At 45.5% G+C, this 16920-nt stretch carries 18 protein-coding genes and 1 pseudogene; 13 read left to right on the top strand and 6 right to left on the bottom strand.

Annotated features, from left to right (window positions below; all coding sequences use genetic code 11):
* Positions 1 to 302: 302 nt before the first annotated feature.
* The 6 genes from aroQ (at position 303) to fis (ending at position 5156) form a co-directional block, all read left to right on the top strand.
* Positions 303 to 752: a type II 3-dehydroquinate dehydratase gene (aroQ, locus tag F0232_RS19430; RefSeq protein WP_008219552.1), complete on the top strand. Its 450-nt coding sequence runs from the start codon at positions 303 to 305 to the stop codon at positions 750 to 752.
* Between the two features lie 72 nt (positions 753 to 824).
* The gene (gene accB, locus F0232_RS19435) at positions 825 to 1292 is read left to right on the top strand and encodes an acetyl-CoA carboxylase biotin carboxyl carrier protein (protein WP_061033584.1); all 468 of its coding nucleotides are present in this window, start codon (positions 825 to 827) and stop codon (positions 1290 to 1292) included.
* Positions 1293 to 1307: 15 nt separating this feature from the next.
* Positions 1308 to 2651, top strand: a complete 1344-nt coding sequence (accC, locus tag F0232_RS19440; protein ID WP_008219548.1) for an acetyl-CoA carboxylase biotin carboxylase subunit — start codon at positions 1308 to 1310, stop codon at positions 2649 to 2651.
* A 189-nt stretch (positions 2652 to 2840) separates the two neighbouring features.
* Positions 2841 to 3728: a 50S ribosomal protein L11 methyltransferase gene (gene prmA, locus F0232_RS19445; protein ID WP_008219546.1), complete on the top strand. Its 888-nt coding sequence runs from the start codon at positions 2841 to 2843 to the stop codon at positions 3726 to 3728.
* A 139-nt stretch (positions 3729 to 3867) separates the two neighbouring features.
* On the top strand, positions 3868 to 4836 hold the full coding sequence (gene dusB, locus F0232_RS19450) for a tRNA dihydrouridine synthase DusB (RefSeq protein ID WP_008219544.1): 969 nt from the start codon (positions 3868 to 3870) through the stop codon (positions 4834 to 4836).
* A 23-nt stretch (positions 4837 to 4859) separates the two neighbouring features.
* Positions 4860 to 5156 carry a DNA-binding transcriptional regulator Fis gene (gene fis / locus F0232_RS19455; RefSeq protein ID WP_004729744.1) on the top strand — a complete coding sequence of 99 codons (297 nt, stop codon included), beginning with the start codon at positions 4860 to 4862 and terminating at the stop codon, positions 5154 to 5156.
* A 128-nt stretch (positions 5157 to 5284) separates the two neighbouring features.
* On the opposite strand, the gene zntR is transcribed toward fis, so the two are convergent.
* Positions 5285 to 5716, bottom strand: a complete 432-nt coding sequence (gene zntR, locus F0232_RS19460) for a Zn(2+)-responsive transcriptional regulator (RefSeq protein WP_008219537.1) — start codon at positions 5714 to 5716, stop codon at positions 5285 to 5287.
* A gap of 22 nt (positions 5717 to 5738) precedes the next feature.
* On the opposite strand from zntR, the pseudogene F0232_RS25260 reads away from it, so the two are divergent.
* From F0232_RS25260 to purD, 3 genes and pseudogenes are all read left to right on the top strand, one after another.
* Positions 5739 to 5862: pseudogene (locus F0232_RS25260) on the top strand (phosphoribosylamine--glycine ligase); the annotation flags it as partial.
* A 179-nt stretch (positions 5863 to 6041) separates the two neighbouring features.
* Complete coding sequence (gene purH / locus F0232_RS19465) at positions 6042 to 7649, top strand: bifunctional phosphoribosylaminoimidazolecarboxamide formyltransferase/IMP cyclohydrolase (protein WP_105057672.1); 1608 nt, start codon at positions 6042 to 6044, stop codon at positions 7647 to 7649.
* Positions 7650 to 7782: 133 nt separating this feature from the next.
* The gene (purD, locus tag F0232_RS19470) at positions 7783 to 9072 is read left to right on the top strand and encodes a phosphoribosylamine--glycine ligase (protein WP_105057673.1); all 1290 of its coding nucleotides are present in this window, start codon (positions 7783 to 7785) and stop codon (positions 9070 to 9072) included.
* A 160-nt stretch (positions 9073 to 9232) separates the two neighbouring features.
* On the opposite strand, the gene F0232_RS19475 is transcribed toward purD, so the two are convergent.
* Both F0232_RS19475 and hupA read right to left on the bottom strand, forming a co-directional pair.
* Positions 9233 to 9937, bottom strand: coding sequence for a DUF1481 domain-containing protein (locus F0232_RS19475; protein WP_105057674.1), 705 nt, complete (start codon positions 9935 to 9937; stop codon positions 9233 to 9235).
* A gap of 47 nt (positions 9938 to 9984) precedes the next feature.
* Positions 9985 to 10257, bottom strand: a complete 273-nt coding sequence (gene hupA, locus F0232_RS19480) for a nucleoid-associated protein HU-alpha (RefSeq protein WP_004729753.1) — start codon at positions 10255 to 10257, stop codon at positions 9985 to 9987.
* Between the two features lie 270 nt (positions 10258 to 10527).
* On the opposite strand from hupA, the gene F0232_RS19485 reads away from it, so the two are divergent.
* Positions 10528 to 11679, top strand: a complete 1152-nt coding sequence (locus F0232_RS19485; protein ID WP_105057675.1) for a CNNM domain-containing protein — start codon at positions 10528 to 10530, stop codon at positions 11677 to 11679.
* Positions 11680 to 11759: 80 nt separating this feature from the next.
* On the opposite strand, the gene F0232_RS19490 is transcribed toward F0232_RS19485, so the two are convergent.
* Positions 11760 to 12347, bottom strand: coding sequence for a YjaG family protein (locus tag F0232_RS19490; RefSeq protein WP_061033578.1), 588 nt, complete (start codon positions 12345 to 12347; stop codon positions 11760 to 11762).
* A gap of 71 nt (positions 12348 to 12418) precedes the next feature.
* Here F0232_RS19490 and F0232_RS19495 point away from each other — a divergent pair, with 71 nt between their 5' ends.
* Together F0232_RS19495 and F0232_RS19500 are read left to right on the top strand one after the other, a co-directional pair.
* Positions 12419 to 13345: a D-2-hydroxyacid dehydrogenase gene (locus F0232_RS19495; protein ID WP_105057676.1), complete on the top strand. Its 927-nt coding sequence runs from the start codon at positions 12419 to 12421 to the stop codon at positions 13343 to 13345.
* On the top strand, positions 13345 to 13938 hold the full coding sequence (locus tag F0232_RS19500; RefSeq protein WP_105057677.1) for a uracil-DNA glycosylase family protein: 594 nt from the start codon (positions 13345 to 13347) through the stop codon (positions 13936 to 13938). Before F0232_RS19495 ends, F0232_RS19500 begins: the two co-directional genes overlap by 1 nt.
* Positions 13939 to 14045: 107 nt before the next feature.
* Here the strand turns inward: F0232_RS19500 and hemE are convergent, their stop codons facing one another.
* Both hemE and nudC read right to left on the bottom strand, forming a co-directional pair.
* Complete coding sequence (hemE, locus tag F0232_RS19505) at positions 14046 to 15113, bottom strand: uroporphyrinogen decarboxylase (protein ID WP_105057678.1); 1068 nt, start codon at positions 15111 to 15113, stop codon at positions 14046 to 14048.
* 299 nt (positions 15114 to 15412) lie between these two features.
* Positions 15413 to 16222 carry an NAD(+) diphosphatase gene (gene nudC / locus F0232_RS19510; protein ID WP_105057679.1) on the bottom strand — a complete coding sequence of 270 codons (810 nt, stop codon included), beginning with the start codon at positions 16220 to 16222 and terminating at the stop codon, positions 15413 to 15415.
* A 165-nt stretch (positions 16223 to 16387) separates the two neighbouring features.
* Between nudC and rsd the strand changes: the two genes are divergently transcribed.
* Complete coding sequence (gene rsd / locus F0232_RS19515; protein ID WP_105057680.1) at positions 16388 to 16885, top strand: sigma D regulator; 498 nt, start codon at positions 16388 to 16390, stop codon at positions 16883 to 16885.
* Positions 16886 to 16920 lie beyond the last annotated feature (35 nt).

The raw sequence follows: 16920 nt of genomic DNA on the forward strand, positions 1-16920 counted from the left end.
TCACTGTTTAAAACAGAGCATTTCCAAACCGTCACCTATGTGGCGGTTTTTTTATGGCTGATCTTACTCTCAAATATCCACACCACAATTAAGGTAATAACGCTTTTTTGTTAAGTTGGTAACAATTTCACTTGCTATCAATAGGAGATTAGACCAGTAAATTGCTGCGATTTGCGCTGAATTAGCTATAATCTGGTTCTAATTTTTAAATTTGGGTTTTTCTCACTGGAAATTAACCCCAAATTTTCAATAAAATGGCAACATTCACGGTCGTAATCACGATAAAGGAAGATAGCCCCACGATGTCTACAAAGTTTCGCATTCTAGTTTTAAATGGCCCAAACCTTAACCTGTTAGGCCTAAGAGAACCGGCACACTACGGCTCTCAAACACTTGACCAGATTATTAGCTCACTAACAGAGCAAGCGAAAACACAAGATGTTGCGCTATCTCACTTACAGTCAAATCGTGAGTATGAACTGATCGAAGCTATCCATAGTGCATATCAAGATATTGATTTCATTATCATCAACCCAGCGGCCTTTACACATACCAGTGTGGCGTTGCGTGATGCACTACTTGGCGTAGCGATCCCATTTATTGAAGTGCACCTATCGAATGTTCACGCACGTGAACCTTTTAGGCACCACTCTTACCTCTCAGATAAAGCCGAAGGGGTAATCTGTGGCTTAGGCGCACAAGGCTACCAATTTGCTTTGACTGCTGCGATTCACAAGTTGCAGTCAAAATAACGAACATAACCGAACTAATAGACACCAGCTCTAGTCATAGAGCATGGTTAATTAACAAAAGAGAAAGAAACGATGGATATTCGCAAAATCAAAAAGCTAATCGAATTGGTTGAAGAGTCTGGTATCGCAGAACTAGAAATCTCTGAAGGTGAAGAGTCAGTACGCATCAGCCGCAACGGCACTGCACCTGTAGCAGCACCAATTCAATACGCAGCAGCTCCGGCTCCAGCAGCGGCACCAGCTCCTGCAGCAGCACCAGCTCAAGCGGCAGCTCCAGAAGCAGCAGAAGCTCCAGCAGCACCTGCAGGTCACCAAGTTCTTTCTCCAATGGTTGGTACGTTCTACGGCGCACCAAGCCCAGACGCAAAACCATTCGTAAAAGTTGGTCAACAAGTTAACGCTGGCGACACACTATGTATCGTTGAAGCAATGAAGATGATGAACCAAATTGAAGCTGATAAGTCTGGTGTTGTAACTGCAATCCTTGTTGAAGACGGCCAACCAGTTGAGTTCGATCAAGCTCTAGTAATTATCGAATAATAGAGAAGCCTCATTATGTTAGATAAATTAGTAATCGCGAACCGTGGTGAGATTGCACTACGTATTCTGCGAGCATGTAAAGAGCTAGGCATTAAAACGGTTGCTGTTCACTCAACAGCTGACCGTGACCTTAAGCACGTACTGCTAGCAGATGAAACCATTTGTATCGGCCCTGCTCGTGGTATCGATAGCTACCTAAACATCCCTCGTATCATCAGTGCAGCTGAAGTTACAGGCGCTGTTGCTATCCACCCTGGCTACGGCTTCCTATCTGAAAACGCAGACTTCGCTGAACAAGTTGAACAAAGCGGTTTCATTTTCGTTGGTCCTAAAGCAGAAACTATCCGCATCATGGGTGACAAAGTTTCAGCAATCACGGCAATGAAGAAAGCAGGTGTACCTTGTGTACCTGGTTCTGACGGCCCGCTAAATGACGACGAAGCAGCAAACAAAGCACATGCTAAGCGCATTGGCTACCCAGTTATCATCAAGGCGTCTGGCGGCGGCGGTGGTCGTGGTATGCGTGTTGTTCGCACTGAAGGTGAACTAACAGAAGCAATCGCAATGACACGTGCTGAAGCGAAAGCATGTTTCAACAACGACATGGTTTACATGGAGAAATTCCTAGAAAACCCACGTCACGTTGAAGTACAAGTAATTGCTGACGGTCAAGGCGGTGCTATCCACCTTGGTGAGCGTGACTGTTCAATGCAGCGTCGCCACCAGAAAGTTGTGGAAGAAGCGCCAGCTCCAGGTATCACTGAAGAGATGCGTAAATACATCGGTGAACGTTGTACTCGCGCATGTCTAGAAATCGGCTACCGCGGTGCAGGTACATTTGAATTCCTATACGAAAATGGCGAATTCTACTTCATCGAAATGAACACTCGTATTCAAGTAGAGCACCCAGTAACAGAGATGGTAACTGGCGTTGACCTAATCAAAGAGCAACTACGTGTTGCTGCTGGTCAACCTCTATCTTTCACGCAAGACGATATCAAGATCAAAGGTCACGCGATCGAATGTCGTATCAACGCGGAAGATCCAGAGAAGTTCCTACCTTCACCAGGTAAGATTGAGCGCTTCCACGCTCCTGGTGGTATGGGCGTTCGTTGGGACTCTCACATCTACACGGGTTACACAGTTCCACCACACTACGATTCAATGATCGGTAAGCTAATCACTTACGGTGAGAACCGTGATGTTGCGATTTCTCGTATGAAGAACGCACTAGGTGAGATGATTGTAGAGGGCATCAAAGTAAACATCTCTCTACAAGAAGCAATCATGAACGACGAGAACTTCCAACACGGTGGTGCAAACATCCACTACCTTGAGAAGAAGCTTGGTCTTCAATAGAAATTAGCCTCGTGTAATTTGTTCTTAAATGAACAAAATAAAATGCTCACTTTGGTGGGCATTTTTTGTTTTTAAGCGTCCAAAAAACGCAATCAATATTCCCCATCATATTCCTTGGGGTTTTGGTGAATTTGCTCATATTTTCTGCTAGACTCGCCATCCAATTTTTCTCATATAGAAGATTCAGCCATGCCTTGGATTCAAATCAAGCTTAATGCTACCAATGAAAATGCCGAACAAATCGGCGATATGTTAATGGAAGAGACTGGTGCTCTTTCTGTAACTTTCCTGGATGCACAAGATACCCCTGTATTTGAGCCTCTGCCGGGTGAAACTCGCCTTTGGGGTGACACTGACATTCTTGCGCTTTACGACGCTGAGATTGATACAGGTGTCGTTCTAGCGCAGATTAAAGCAAGCAACATGTTCCCTGCAGACTTTGCTCATAAAGTTGAGCAAATTGAAGACAAGGATTGGGAACGTGAATGGATGGACAACTTCCACCCAATGAAGTTTGGTGAGCGTTTATGGATCTGCCCTAGCTGGCGCGATATCCCTGAACCTGACGCGGTAAACGTAATGCTAGACCCTGGCCTTGCATTCGGTACCGGTACTCACCCAACAACAGCATTGTGTCTTGAGTGGCTTGAGGGATTAGATCTTACAGGCAAAACCGTCATCGACTTCGGTTGTGGCTCAGGCATCCTAGCGATCGCAGCGATCAAACTAGGCGCAGAAAAAGTTATCGGGATCGACATTGATCCTCAAGCACTACTTGCATCAAAAGATAACGCAGAGCGCAATGGCGTTGCTGAGCAACTTGAGGTGTTCTTACCACAAGATCAGCCTGAAGGTTTGCTAGCAGACGTTGTTGTTGCCAACATTCTTGCCGGTCCATTGCGCGATCTTTCAGGCATCATTAAAGGCTTAGTTAAGCCAAATGGTGTGCTGGCGATGTCGGGTGTTTTAGATACACAAGCGGAAGATGTTGCGACTTATTATCGTGATGAGCTTCACATTGATCCGATTATCGAGCAGCAAGAGTGGTGTCGAATCTCTGGCCGCAAGCAAGGCTAGACAAGACTTTGGGCGCTAATTGATTGAATTTTATGCAAATTACAAAAACAAATTGTAAATGCTCAAATATTAGTCTTTTCACGCAGCGAAAAAATGCGTAAAATGCGCGCCCTTGCTGGTACAGAACTGTGATGACGTTTTGAAAATCGGAAATTATCAACTTAAGAACAATCTAATCGTCGCTCCAATGGCTGGCGTAACGGATAGACCATTCCGTGAGTTGTGTCTTCGCTACGGTGCGGGGATGGCAGTCAGTGAAATGATGTCCTCCAATCCAAAGGTTTGGAAAACGTCGAAGTCTCAGCAGCGTATGGTACATGAAGGCGAATCGGGCATTCGTTCAGTACAAATCGCTGGTGCAGATCCACAGCTTATGGCCGAGGCTGCGCAATTCAATGTCGATAACGGTGCGCAAATCATCGATATCAATATGGGTTGTCCAGCCAAAAAAGTGAATAAGAAGCTTGCGGGCTCTGCCCTACTTCAGTACCCAGATCTCATTGAAGAGATCTTGAAAGCTGTAGTAAACGCAGTCGACGTTCCAGTAACGTTAAAGACTCGTACAGGCTGGGATACAGATAACAGAAACTGTGTCCAAATCGCTAAAATAGCCGAAGACTGCGGCATACAGGCACTTGCCCTTCACGGGAGAACTCGCGCTTGTATGTACAAAGGTGAGGCAGAATACAAACACATTAAAGCGGCGAAACAAGCTGTATCTATTCCGGTTATTGCTAACGGTGATATCGATAGCCCGGAAAAAGCTAAGTTTGTGCTGGAGTACACCGGCGCTGACGCTTTGATGATTGGTCGTCCTGCCCAAGGTCGTCCATGGATTTTTAACGAAATCCTACACTATTTGGAAAACGGCACCACGATGGATCCACTCCCGGTTTCGGAAGTGAAAGACATCATGCTTGGCCATGTTCACGCTCTACATGAATTTTATGGAGAGTTTTTAGGCCCTCGCATCGCTCGTAAGCATGTGGGTTGGTACCTAAAAGAGCATGAGCAAGCGAGTGAGTTTCGCCGTACCTTCAACGCACTCGAAGCAGGTGATCTGCAGCTTGAGGCGCTAGAAGGTTATTTTGATAACGTTGCACCATAATTACGAGAAGAGCTAGACCGAATATGTTCGAACAAAATCTGACTTCAGAAGCATTGACAGTGACTACAGTAACATCACAAGACCAAATCACGCAGAAACCACTACGTGATTCAGTGAAAGCATCATTGAAAAACTACCTTGCTCAATTAAACGGTCAAGAAGTCAGCGAGTTATACGAACTAGTATTAGCTGAAGTTGAACAGCCACTACTAGACACCATCATGCAGTACACTCGCGGTAACCAAACTCGCGCAGCAACTATGATGGGTATCAACCGCGGTACTCTTCGCAAGAAACTTAAAAAATACGGCATGAACTAATCGTTCTTTCGTAATTAATTGAATTGAAAGCCAAGCTCATTATTGAGTTTGGCTTTTTTTTGGCTTGTAGATTAGAGAACAGATAAATTGGTACTAATGGATAGGTTACCCATTTACCAGAGCGCCTGTTAGCTGCAGCAGCGCCCTTTTTCAACATTAGCTGAGTCTAACGCTGCCAGAATTGAACAATGGCTAGCATCGTCGTCTATATGGCCACAACACGCATCGTTAATCTTTTTAAGCGCGGTGCGAATCTTGGTTAATTCAGTAATCTTCTCATCGATCATCTCCAACTTGGCAGTGGTGATGGACTTCACTTCGGCACAACTATGTTGTGTTGCTTCTAGGCGAATCTCGAGCAATTCTTTAATCTCATCTAAACTCAGCCCCAACTCTTTGGATTTGAGGATAAAGGTCACCTGTTTTTGGTTATTTTCATCATATAGGCGATAACCCGATTCACTACGGCTCGCTGGTGCAATCAAATTATTTTTTTCGTAGAAGCGCAAGGTATCGGCTGTCACACCGCATCGTTTCGCTAATTCACCGATCTGAAACATGTTTTTCCCTATTCCTTCATCCATTTCACAATTAACCTTATCGTTACTTTTTAGGCTGAAATGGCACTTTTCATAATTATTTTTGAGATGCCAAACGATTGCGCGAGCTTTTTTGTAATAAATTAGTTAGAATCTGCGCCATCAAATTTGGAGTTGGTTATCTTATAGCTTAATCGTAAGACTAACCTCAAAGGTCTTTACCAAAACTGGCCAATATTTTATCTCTTACTGGAATCTAAAATAATCCACGTTGAGAAGATAGAAACAAGTTCTTTTTTGGCAAATATCTTTATTTTAACCCCATGAATTTGAGGAAGATGGAAGCATGAATAACGCTCGTCCAATTCGCCGCGCTCTAATCAGCGTATCAGACAAAACTGGTATCGTTGAATTTGCACAAGCTCTTGCTAACCGTGGTGTAGATATCCTATCTACCGGTGGCACTGCTCGCCTGCTTGCTGAAAAAGGCATCTCTGTTACAGAAGTATCTGACTACACTGGTTTCCCAGAAATGATGGACGGCCGTGTTAAGACTCTGCATCCAAAAGTTCATGGTGGTGTTCTAGGCCGCCGCGGCCAAGACGATGACGTGATGGAAACTCACGGTATCAACCCTATCGATATGGTTGTTGTAAACCTATACCCATTCGCAGAAACCGTTGCTAAAGAAGGCTGTACGCTTGCTGATGCCGTTGAGAACATCGACATCGGTGGTCCAACAATGGTTCGCTCTGCAGCGAAAAACCACAAAGACGTAACTATCGTTGTTAACGCTCACGACTACGACCGCGTTATCGCTGAAATGGACGCGAACGAGAAGTCTCTAACATTAGAAACGCGCTTCGACCTAGCTATCGCAGCTTTTGAGCATACAGCTTCTTACGACGGCATGATCGCAAACTACTTCGGCACTATGGTTCCATCTTACGGTGAGAACAAGGAAGGTGATGAACCTTCTCCTGAAAACAAGAGCAAGTTCCCTCGCACGTTCAACCAACAGTTCGAGAAAAAACAAGACATGCGCTACGGTGAGAACAGCCACCAAGCGGCAGCATTCTACGTTGAAGCAAACCCTGAAGAAGCGTCTGTTTCTACTGCTCGCCAAATCCAAGGTAAAGCACTTTCTTACAACAACATCGCTGACACTGACGCAGCACTTGAGTGTGTGAAAGAGTTCGATGAGCCAGCATGTGTGATCGTTAAGCACGCTAACCCATGTGGTGTAGCACTAGGTGAAGACATCCTAGAAGCTTACGACCGTGCATTCAAAACAGACCCAACGTCTGCATTTGGCGGCATCATCGCATTCAACCGTGAGCTAGACGCAGCAACAGCAACCGCTATTACTGAGCGTCAATTCGTTGAAGTGATCATTGCTCCTTCTGTTTCTGCTGAAGCAGTAGAAATCGTAGCGGCTAAGAAAAACCTTCGCCTACTTGAGTGTGGTGAGTGGACAACTAAGACGACTGGCTTTGACGTGAAACGCGTTAACGGCGGCCTACTGGTTCAAGACCGCGACCAAGGCATGGTGTCTGAAGATGACCTTAAAGTGGTTTCTAAGCGTCAACCAACCGCTGAAGAGCTAAAAGATGCCCTATTCTGCTGGAAAGTAGCGAAGTACGTGAAATCTAACGCGATCGTTTACTCGAAAGGCGACATGACTATCGGTGTGGGCGCAGGCCAAATGAGCCGTGTTTACTCTGCGAAAATCGCAGGCATCAAAGCTGCAGACGAAGGTCTACAGGTTGAAGGTTGTGTGATGGCATCAGATGCATTCTTCCCATTCCGTGACGGTATCGACGCGGCGGCAGAAGCGGGCATCAAGTGTGTTATCCAACCAGGCGGCTCTATGCGTGATGACGAAGTTATCGCAGCAGCAGACGAGCACGGCATGGCGATGATCTTTACTGGTATGCGTCACTTCCGCCACTAGAAAGAAAAGATACGAGAGCGCTTCGCTACGAGAAACGGGAACGCTGCGCTCCGAGATGAGCAACACTCTCATTTAGTGTTGCTCAGACATTTTCTAGTTCTACTACTATCAATTTTGATTGAAGGTTTAAAACATGAATGTACTAATTATTGGTGCCGGCGGCAGAGAACACGCTTTAGGTTGGAAAGCAGCACAAAACCCAAACGTTGAAACCGTATTCATTGCTCCAGGTAACGCAGGTACTGCACTTGAGCCAAAACTTGAGAACGTAAACATCGGCGTTGAAGACATCGCTGGTTTAGTGGCGTTCGCTCAAGAGAAAAAAATCGAACTGACTATCGTTGGCCCTGAAGCGCCATTGGTTATTGGTGTTGTTGACGCGTTCCGCGAAGTAGATCTGCCTATCTTTGGTCCAACTCAAGCGGCAGCACAGCTGGAAGGCTCTAAAGCATTCACTAAAGACTTCCTAGCTCGTCACGACATCCCAACCGGTTCTTACGCGAACTTCACTGAGATTGAGCCAGCTATCGCTTACGTTCGTGAGCAAGGTGCACCAATCGTAGTTAAAGCTGACGGCCTTGCGGCTGGTAAAGGCGTTATAGTTGCGATGACTCTGGAAGAAGCAGAAGACGCAATCAAAGATATGCTAGCAGGCAACGCATTTGGCGAAGCAGGCAGCCGCGTGGTTATCGAAGAGTTCCTTGAAGGCGAAGAAGCAAGCTTCATCGTAATGGTTGACGGCTCTAGCGTTCTACCTATGGCCACCAGCCAAGACCACAAACGTGTTGGCGACAAAGACACTGGCCCTAACACGGGCGGCATGGGTGCTTATTCTCCGGCTCCTGTAGTAACGCCCGAGATCCACAACCGTATCCTTGAAGAAGTTATCTACCCAACGGTACGTGGCATGGATGCAGAAGGCGCACCTTACACTGGTTTCCTTTACGCTGGCCTAATGATCGATGCTGACGGCACTCCGAAAGTTATCGAATACAACTGCCGCTTTGGCGACCCAGAAACGCAACCTATCATGATGCGTATGGAGTCAGACCTTGTTGAGCTATGTCTAATGGCTATCGATGAGAAACTAGACCAAGCTGAGTCTAAGTGGGATCCACGTGCTTCAATTGGTGTTGTTCTTGCGGCTGGCGGCTACCCTGCTGACTACGCAAAAGGTGACGTAATTTCACTACCAACAAGCGAAGTTGAAGGCCAAAAGGTTTTCCACGCAGGTACTGCAAATAACGAAGCTGGCGACGTGGTGACAAACGGTGGTCGTGTACTTTGTGCAACAGCACTGGGTAACACGGTTTCTGAAGCTCAGGAACGCGCATACGCGTTAACGAAGCAAGTGAGCTGGAATGGTATGTTCCACCGCAATGACATTGGTTACCGTGCGATTGCGCGCGAGCAAGAGCAGTAATCAAGATTGTCACTCGCTTACTATCCAATAACAGTGAGCAAATGACAGCAAGCGAAGAACAGAAAAAGGCGCCTTAGTGGGCGCCTTTTTTATTGTCCAACGTACATATGTACAGACTAAAGAGTGTTTGGCCTACAGTAGGCCAAATACTCTTAATGATTTATTCGCTGCTCTTTAGCAATGATGGTCTTACGACACAATCGTGGCTTTCTTCCGCTAACATCAATAGCTCTTCTACAGTGATTTTTCCGAGTGAATCACTACCAAGAAACGCAGCATAGCTTTCTACTGACGCTAAGCGATTAATCACAAAGTTTGGTAAGGCTTGATTAATATCGATACTTGAAAACTCTTTACCCGAGCAAGTTTCGAAAGATTGACCATTCCAATAGCCTTGGATCAACTTGAAGCCTTCGTCATTCTGCTTAGCCGTGGTATCTAAGGACTGTGAGGCTTCATTCTTGTAAGTTTCAAGCTGCTTAGCGCGGATTGGTAGGATTTTACCGTCAATACGGTACTGCTGATACACAGCTTCGCCTGATTTGTTGAAACGGACATGAACCCGAAATGGAGCCAGTTCATTTGATGCGTTTCGCTGCTCACCTTCACGAATAAATTCACGAAGCACACCATCCGACCATGCATAGTCAGTTTGATACCAGCCATAATCACCCATAGTGACGTAGTCTGCTGAAGTATGAGGTTGTGTGAGCTTGTTAGTCACCCAGTAGAAACTTGTCGCGTCGCCCATGACTTGGCCGCCGGTGTAGGTTTCAAATTGCTCTAGGTTTTTGCGAGGGCTTGTTGAAGAACAGCCAATGAGAAATGTAGATAACAGTGAAACGAGAAGAAATGCTTTTTTCATAAAAACCTGTACCGAGGTGGAATACGACTACCTCGGTACAGTTTAGATTATTTCACTGAATCTTTCAGCGCTTTACCTGCAACAAATGCTGGAACGTTTGCAGCAGCGATTTGGATCTCATCACCAGTTTTTGGGTTACGACCAGTGCGAGCTGCACGGTGGTTTACTTTAAAAGTACCAAAACCAATTAGCTGAACTTGATCGCCATCTTTAAGAGCATCTGTTACACCACCAAGAGTCGCTTCTAGAGCAGCTTTAGCTTGTGCTTTAGAAAGGTCCGCTTTTTCAGCAATAAAGTCGATTAATTGAGTCTTGTTCATTTTAGGTTTCCCTTCTTTGTATTTTTGAATTCAATTCACTCTAAAACATAAATGCCCCATCTGGCAAAGGTTTGTCGTCGATCTTTGACTCTAATGCCGTAGTTTTAGCCATAATATGAGTAATAACTCACAATTTGTTACTGATTTATTTAAGCAAGCCCTTGTTTAAAAGGGGCTGAGCGCAAAATTAATGATGACCTAGCCACTACTTTTTCTCTATAATCCACGCTGAATCGCTGATAAAGCGTACAATTTAATTTAAGGGCAAACATGCTGCTGCTAACTATTTACGTCTCCATCGCCATTGGAGTTTCTTTCATTTGTTCTGTTTTGGAAGCTGTACTTTTGAGTATTAGTCCGAGCTACATCGCTCAACTAAAACAAAATGGGCATCCTGCAGCAGAGTCATTAGACAAACTGAAAACAGACATCGACCGCCCACTGGCGTCAATTTTAACGCTTAACACCATCGCGCACACAATCGGTGCTGCGACAGCAGGTGCACAAGCGGCGGTGGTTTTTGGTAGCCAATGGCTAGGTGTATTCTCTGCCGTGCTAACTCTAGGTATTTTGGTACTGTCTGAGATTGTTCCAAAAACCATTGGAGCAACTTACTGGCGTCAACTTGCGCCAGCATCGGCGAGCGTGCTCCGTTGGATGGTGTTCTTCCTAACACCGTTTGTTTGGTTCTCTGAGCAGATCACTAAGCGCCTAGCTCGTGGTCACGAAGCACCAAAAATGCGAGATGAATTGTCTGCGATGGCGATTTTGGCAAAAGAGAGTGGTGAATTTGCAGAAGGCGAATCGAAAATCCTAAGCAACCTGCTTGGCATTCAAGATGTACCTGTGACGCAAGTAATGACACCGCGACCAGTAGTATTCCGTGTCGATGCTGAGATGAGTATCAATCAGTTCCTAGCGGATCATAAAGATACGCCATTCTCACGTCCGTTGGTTTACAGCGAGCAGAGTGACAACATCATCGGTTTTGTGCACCGCTTAGAGCTGTTTAGGCTTCAACAAGCTGGCAGCGGAGAGAAATCTCTAGGCGATGTGATGCGCCCTATTCATGTATTACTGAATAACTTACCGTTACCAAAAGCGTTTGACCAAATGATGGCTCAACGTTTACAGCTATCTCTCGTGGTTGATGAGTACGGCACTATCCAAGGCATCATTACCCTAGAAGACATTTTTGAACACCTTGTTGGCGAAGAGATCGTTGACGAAGCGGATAAGACGACCGACATGCAGGAACTGGCATTTCAGCGTTGGGAAAAGTGGAAAGAAACCCACGGTGTGATCGAAAACCGCGATGAAGAAGACGAGCTAGAGCAAGAAGCTTCAGCAGAAGACGATAACTCAGATTCAAAACTAGCGGATGAAGAGCAAACGTCAAAAGCAGATAAAAAAGACGCTTAATCGTAATTTGCTATCAATGGATACAACAAAGGCTCCCTTGGGAGCCTTTGTTTTTATTCGTACTTTGGTGCGATGTTGAATTACAGAGCAACACCAATGTTACTAACGGGTTCTTCACGCAGTTCATGACGTAGGTCTTTAATCAACTCGATGTCACGTTCCGTCGTTTCACGCAATGGTCGGAAGATAGCCCACTGAACGTCCCACTCTTCACATACCGCTTCGTTTTCTTTCTGGTTTTCGTTAGTCACTTCTTCAGCACCTTGAGCAAACTCAAGCTCAGCAACCGTCTTCACCGACTGTTGGCTCACTTTAATCACGGCTTCAAACATGTGCTCGCGGTCAAGCAGGCCATGAACAAGCGTTGCCAAACCTTGGCAAGCGTCCATTGCAGGGTAAACACCATAGAAGTCAAAATCGTCTGCGCTAGGGAAAAGCTCTTCAACTTTCTCTAATTGGCGTTCAAAGTTCACCTTTGCCGTTTTTACCGTTAGGATTTCCCAAATGCTATCCAAAACATCACGATAGATGCGAGCTTCGGCAAATTCTGTATTCTCACAAAACATGGCATAGTTAGGGTACATACGCTCACACAGACACGCCATAAAGGTAATTTGTTGCCAAGGTTCTAACTTTTCAAGACGAACCTGCAGTGGATTCTGAAGCATAGTCACTCAATAATTGCAGAAAAAGACAGCGAAAGTGTACTTGATAAACTCTGGGGGGAAAAGGTAAGCCGATGAACAATTTTACGAATAAGCTCTATATTATGACTGAGCATGACGATACCTATACGCAACTGATTCTAAACCGGGATTTACCCGACCTAGAAATCACTCAAAACCCCGAGTTAGCTGAGATTGTATTAGCGTCGCCTCCCCTGATAGCCGAGCGTCTTAATGAGTTTAAAACGCTTGAGTGGGTACAAAGCACCTACGCTGGCATCAATAAGCTCACTCAACCAGAACTTCGTCAGGATTACACGCTAACCAATGTAAAAGGTATCTTCGGCCCAGCTATCGCGGAGTACGTTTTGGGTTACGCAATCAGCCATTTTAGACACTTCCGTCACTACCACCAGCAACAACAGCAACGAAACTGGCAGCCTCAGCTTTATTCTAGCCTAACTGACAAAACTATGGTGATTTTAGGCACAGGGTCTATCGGCAGCCATTTAGCAAAAACCGCTGCGGCGTTTGGCATTCATACCATTGGTGTCAACCGTACTGGTATCCCATCGAAGCAAGAAACCTTTAAAGACACTTTCCATATCAATGAACTGGAGGCAGCTCTCAAGCAAGCGGACATTGTGGTCAACACCTTGCCTTCGACCGCTGAAACCTACCAACTGCTCAACCAAACGACCCTTGGTTATTGTTCTAACGTGCTGCTATTTAATGTTGGCAGAGGCGAAGGCATCGACAACAAAGCGCTGTTGCTGGCGATTAAAAACCGTTGGGTTGAGCATGCATTTCTTGATGTGTTTGAAAGCGAGCCCCTTTCGCAAGATCACCCTTTCTGGAAGCTACCACAAGTCACCATTACGCCACATATCGCTGCACTCAGTGAACCGAGACAAGTGGTAGAGATCTTTGCTGAGAATTACCAACAGTGGCGAGATGGCTTTACCCTAAACCATGTCATTGATTTTAATAAAGGCTACTGATGTCCTCTTCACTACTTAAAGAGATACGACAATGCACTGCGTGTGAGCCTCACCTCTCACACGGTGCCAACCCTGTCATTCAAGCACACCCAAACGCGCGCTTGTTAATCATTGGTCAAGCGCCGGGTATCAAGGTACATGAGTCATACATCCCATGGAATGATGCCAGTGGGGAAAGATTAAGAGAGTGGCTAGGGATAGGCAGCGATACCTTTTATGACGAACAAAAGGTCGCGATTGTACCTATGGGGTTCTGCTACCCAGGTAAAGGAAAGAGTGGCGATCTACCACCGCGCAAAGAGTGCGCAGAGCTCTGGCATAAGAAAGTATTGCAGTCACTGCCCAATATTCAAATGACACTTTTGATTGGTCAGTATGCGCAAAACTATTACTTGAAGCAAAGAACCACCAATACGCTGACAGAGACCGTCAAAAACTGGCAGGTTTGGGCACCAGAGTTTTTACCACTTCCCCACCCTTCACCACGCAATAATATCTGGCTCAAGAAGAACCCATGGTTTGAAAGTGAGGTTATTCCTTACATCCGCAAACACATCTCAGAGCATTTGGCCTACTATGATCTAAATGCCTAATGAACTGCACACAACCGAAATTAAACGAGTATAGAATTACCAATCTGAAGGCAATAAAAAAAGCGCTGCTGGTTACCCAGCAGCGCTTTCAATTATCTTACTCAGAATTACTTATGGTAAGGCTTAGACAGTTCGTGAACAGCGTCAACGAACACACCAGCGTTTTCTGGCGGCACATCTAAGTGAATACCGTGGCCTAGGTTAAATACGTGGCCAGTACCCGCATTACCAAAGCCTTCAAGGATAGTCGATACTTCTTCACGGATACGCTCTGGAGAAGCATAAAGCATTGAAGGATCCATGTTACCTTGCAGAGCAACCTTATCACCCACACGCTTAACTGCGTCTTGGATGTTGATAGTCCAGTCTAGGCCAACTGCATCACAGCCCGTTGCTGCGATCTGCTCTAGCCACATGCCACCGTTCTTAGTGAATAGTGTTACTGGTACACGACGACCATCGTTTTCACGGATCAGACCGTCAACGATTTTGTGCATGTATTGCAGTGAGAATAGGTTGTAATCACGAGGAGTCAGTACACCACCCCATGTATCAAATACCATCACCGATTGAGCACCCGCTTTGATTTGCGCGTTTAGGTATTCGATGACACTGTCAGCCAGCTTATCTAGAAGTAGGTGCAGCGTTTGTGGCTCTGCGTACATCATCTTCTTGATCTTAGTGAACGCTTTAGAGCTGCCACCTTCAACCATGTAAGTCGCTAGAGTCCATGGGCTACCAGAGAAACCAATCAGTGGCACTTCGCCTTTTAGATCTTTACGGATCTGGCGTACTGCGTTCATTACGTATTGAAGCTCACCTTCTGGATCTGGCAGGCCAATTTTTTCTACGTCAGCTTTACACGTGATAGGACGCTCAAACTTAGGACCTTCACCTGTTTCAAAGTACAAACCTAGGCCCATAGCATCAGGGATCGTTAGGATGTCAGAGAACAAGATTGCCGCATCAAGCGGGAAACGACGTAAAGGTTGAAGGGTTACTTCTGATGCAAGTTCCGCGTTTTTGCACAAAGACATGAAATCGCCTGCTTCAGCACGCGTTGCTTTGTACTCTGGAAGATAGCGGCCAGCTTGGCGCATCATCCATACCGGTGTGTAATCAACAGGCTGCTTTAAAAGTGCGCGTAAATAGCGATCGTTCTTTAATTCGGTCATTCCGTTAAATTCCAATTCAATCTTGTCTAGTTTTGATAGCAAGTATTCTAACACTGATTGAGGGGTAAAAGCTGTGTGCTTTGCAACCTAGATCAAGTTATTAACTTTTAAATCAATGCTTAATTTGCACCCAATTAAGGGAGCATGTTAAAAATTTGTTCGCTAGCGAAAATTACAATTATAACACCTGAGTAGTCACTACTCAGCATCTCATAACGACATCTTACTTACCCCCTCCACTTGTGGAGGGTTTTTTTTAGCTTTTGACCACCCATAGGCCAAATACTACTGTAGGCAATTTAGTGCTCCAATGCTTGTTCAGCTGCGCCTGCTTTAATCACGTCATCAACCGTTTTCTCTATCAGTTGTCTAGCAATGGTGCCCACTGGCGCCACATCTGGCAGAGTCGTCACGTCAAACCATTGCGCGTCAGATAGCTCGCTATAATCTGGCTTGAGCGTACCACCAGCATAGTCAGCAAGAAAACCCATCATCATACTCGACGGGAATGCCCAGGGTTGGCTGCCAAAATAGCGAACATTCCCTACATCAATCCCCGTTTCTTCTTTCACTTCGCGTGCTACGCACTGTTCTAAGGTCTCTCCGACCTCTAGAAAGCCCGCTATAACGGTATACATGCCCGTTTTATGTCTTGGGTGCTGCGCGAGTAATATCTTGTTATCGTTTCGTACAGCGACAATGATGCATGGGAAAATGCGCGGGTAATGCAGAGTACGACAGTCTCCACACTGCATCGCCACTTGATTGTGGTTTAGGTGATTGCGACCACCACACTGCGGGCAGAAACGCATGCTCTGGGTCATATGGCCATATTGGATGGCTTTACTTGCAGTAAGAAAACTCGATTCAGGCCAGTGTAATAACTCTCTTAGGTTGGCCATCGTCAGCTCACGCTCAACATCACAGTCGTTCAACCAGTACACTTTGCGACCTTGATGCTGACCAATGCAGATTGCGTGCTCAACACTGAGCCCAAGTTCATCAGCGGAGCCGAAAGGAAACTGGTCATTATCAACCCAAATATCACTACCGGAAACGACGCACCAATAAGCTTGCTCTGTCATTTTCTTATCACTTTTTTTTAACATCCCTATGCCTCATTGCTTGCAGTTCGTTCATTTTACTGGCAATCTAATTTCATACTAGAGTTGTGGCAGAGAATATTTCAAGCTATTACTTTTAGTAGATATCGATAAACGGACCCTGCTTAGGCAATTTCAATGATCACAAGGTTGTGATCAGATCATGAGGACATGGTCATGCTAAATAAATTTAAACAAATACAAGAACAATGGGGTGGCTCAAGCGAGGTCATCGATCATTGGCTCGAAACTCGACAAGCTCTCATCGTCGAATATTGCAAGCTAGGTGCCTTGCAGCCAGCTAGCAACGGGCAATCAAACGTTGTTGAACTCCCTTCTCCTAAAGAAATAAGCTCATTCTGCGATCATGTTGTCGATTATATCTCAGAAGGCCATTTTAAGATCTACGATATGGTCATGAAGAAATGGCAAGCAACAGGCTTTAAAACCAATGACGAGATTGATACAACTTACGCGAAGATCGTACTCACAACCGAGCCGCTTCTAGAGTTCAATGATAAGTACGTTAAAGTAAGTGCAAACGATGAGTTGCCTAGCTTCGAAGGAGATATGTCGAAAGTAGGTGAACTACTCGAAGTGCGTTTTGAAGTAGAAGATAATCTTATCCAGCTTATTGCAGACAGCTTAGCGATTCCACCAGGCGCTTAGTTAACTGAACCCTTAAGAAGCTTGCCTCTGTGCAA

It is taken from the genome of Vibrio sp. T3Y01 (assembly GCF_013114525.1).
Lineage (GTDB): Bacteria > Pseudomonadota > Gammaproteobacteria > Enterobacterales > Vibrionaceae > Vibrio > Vibrio chagasii_B.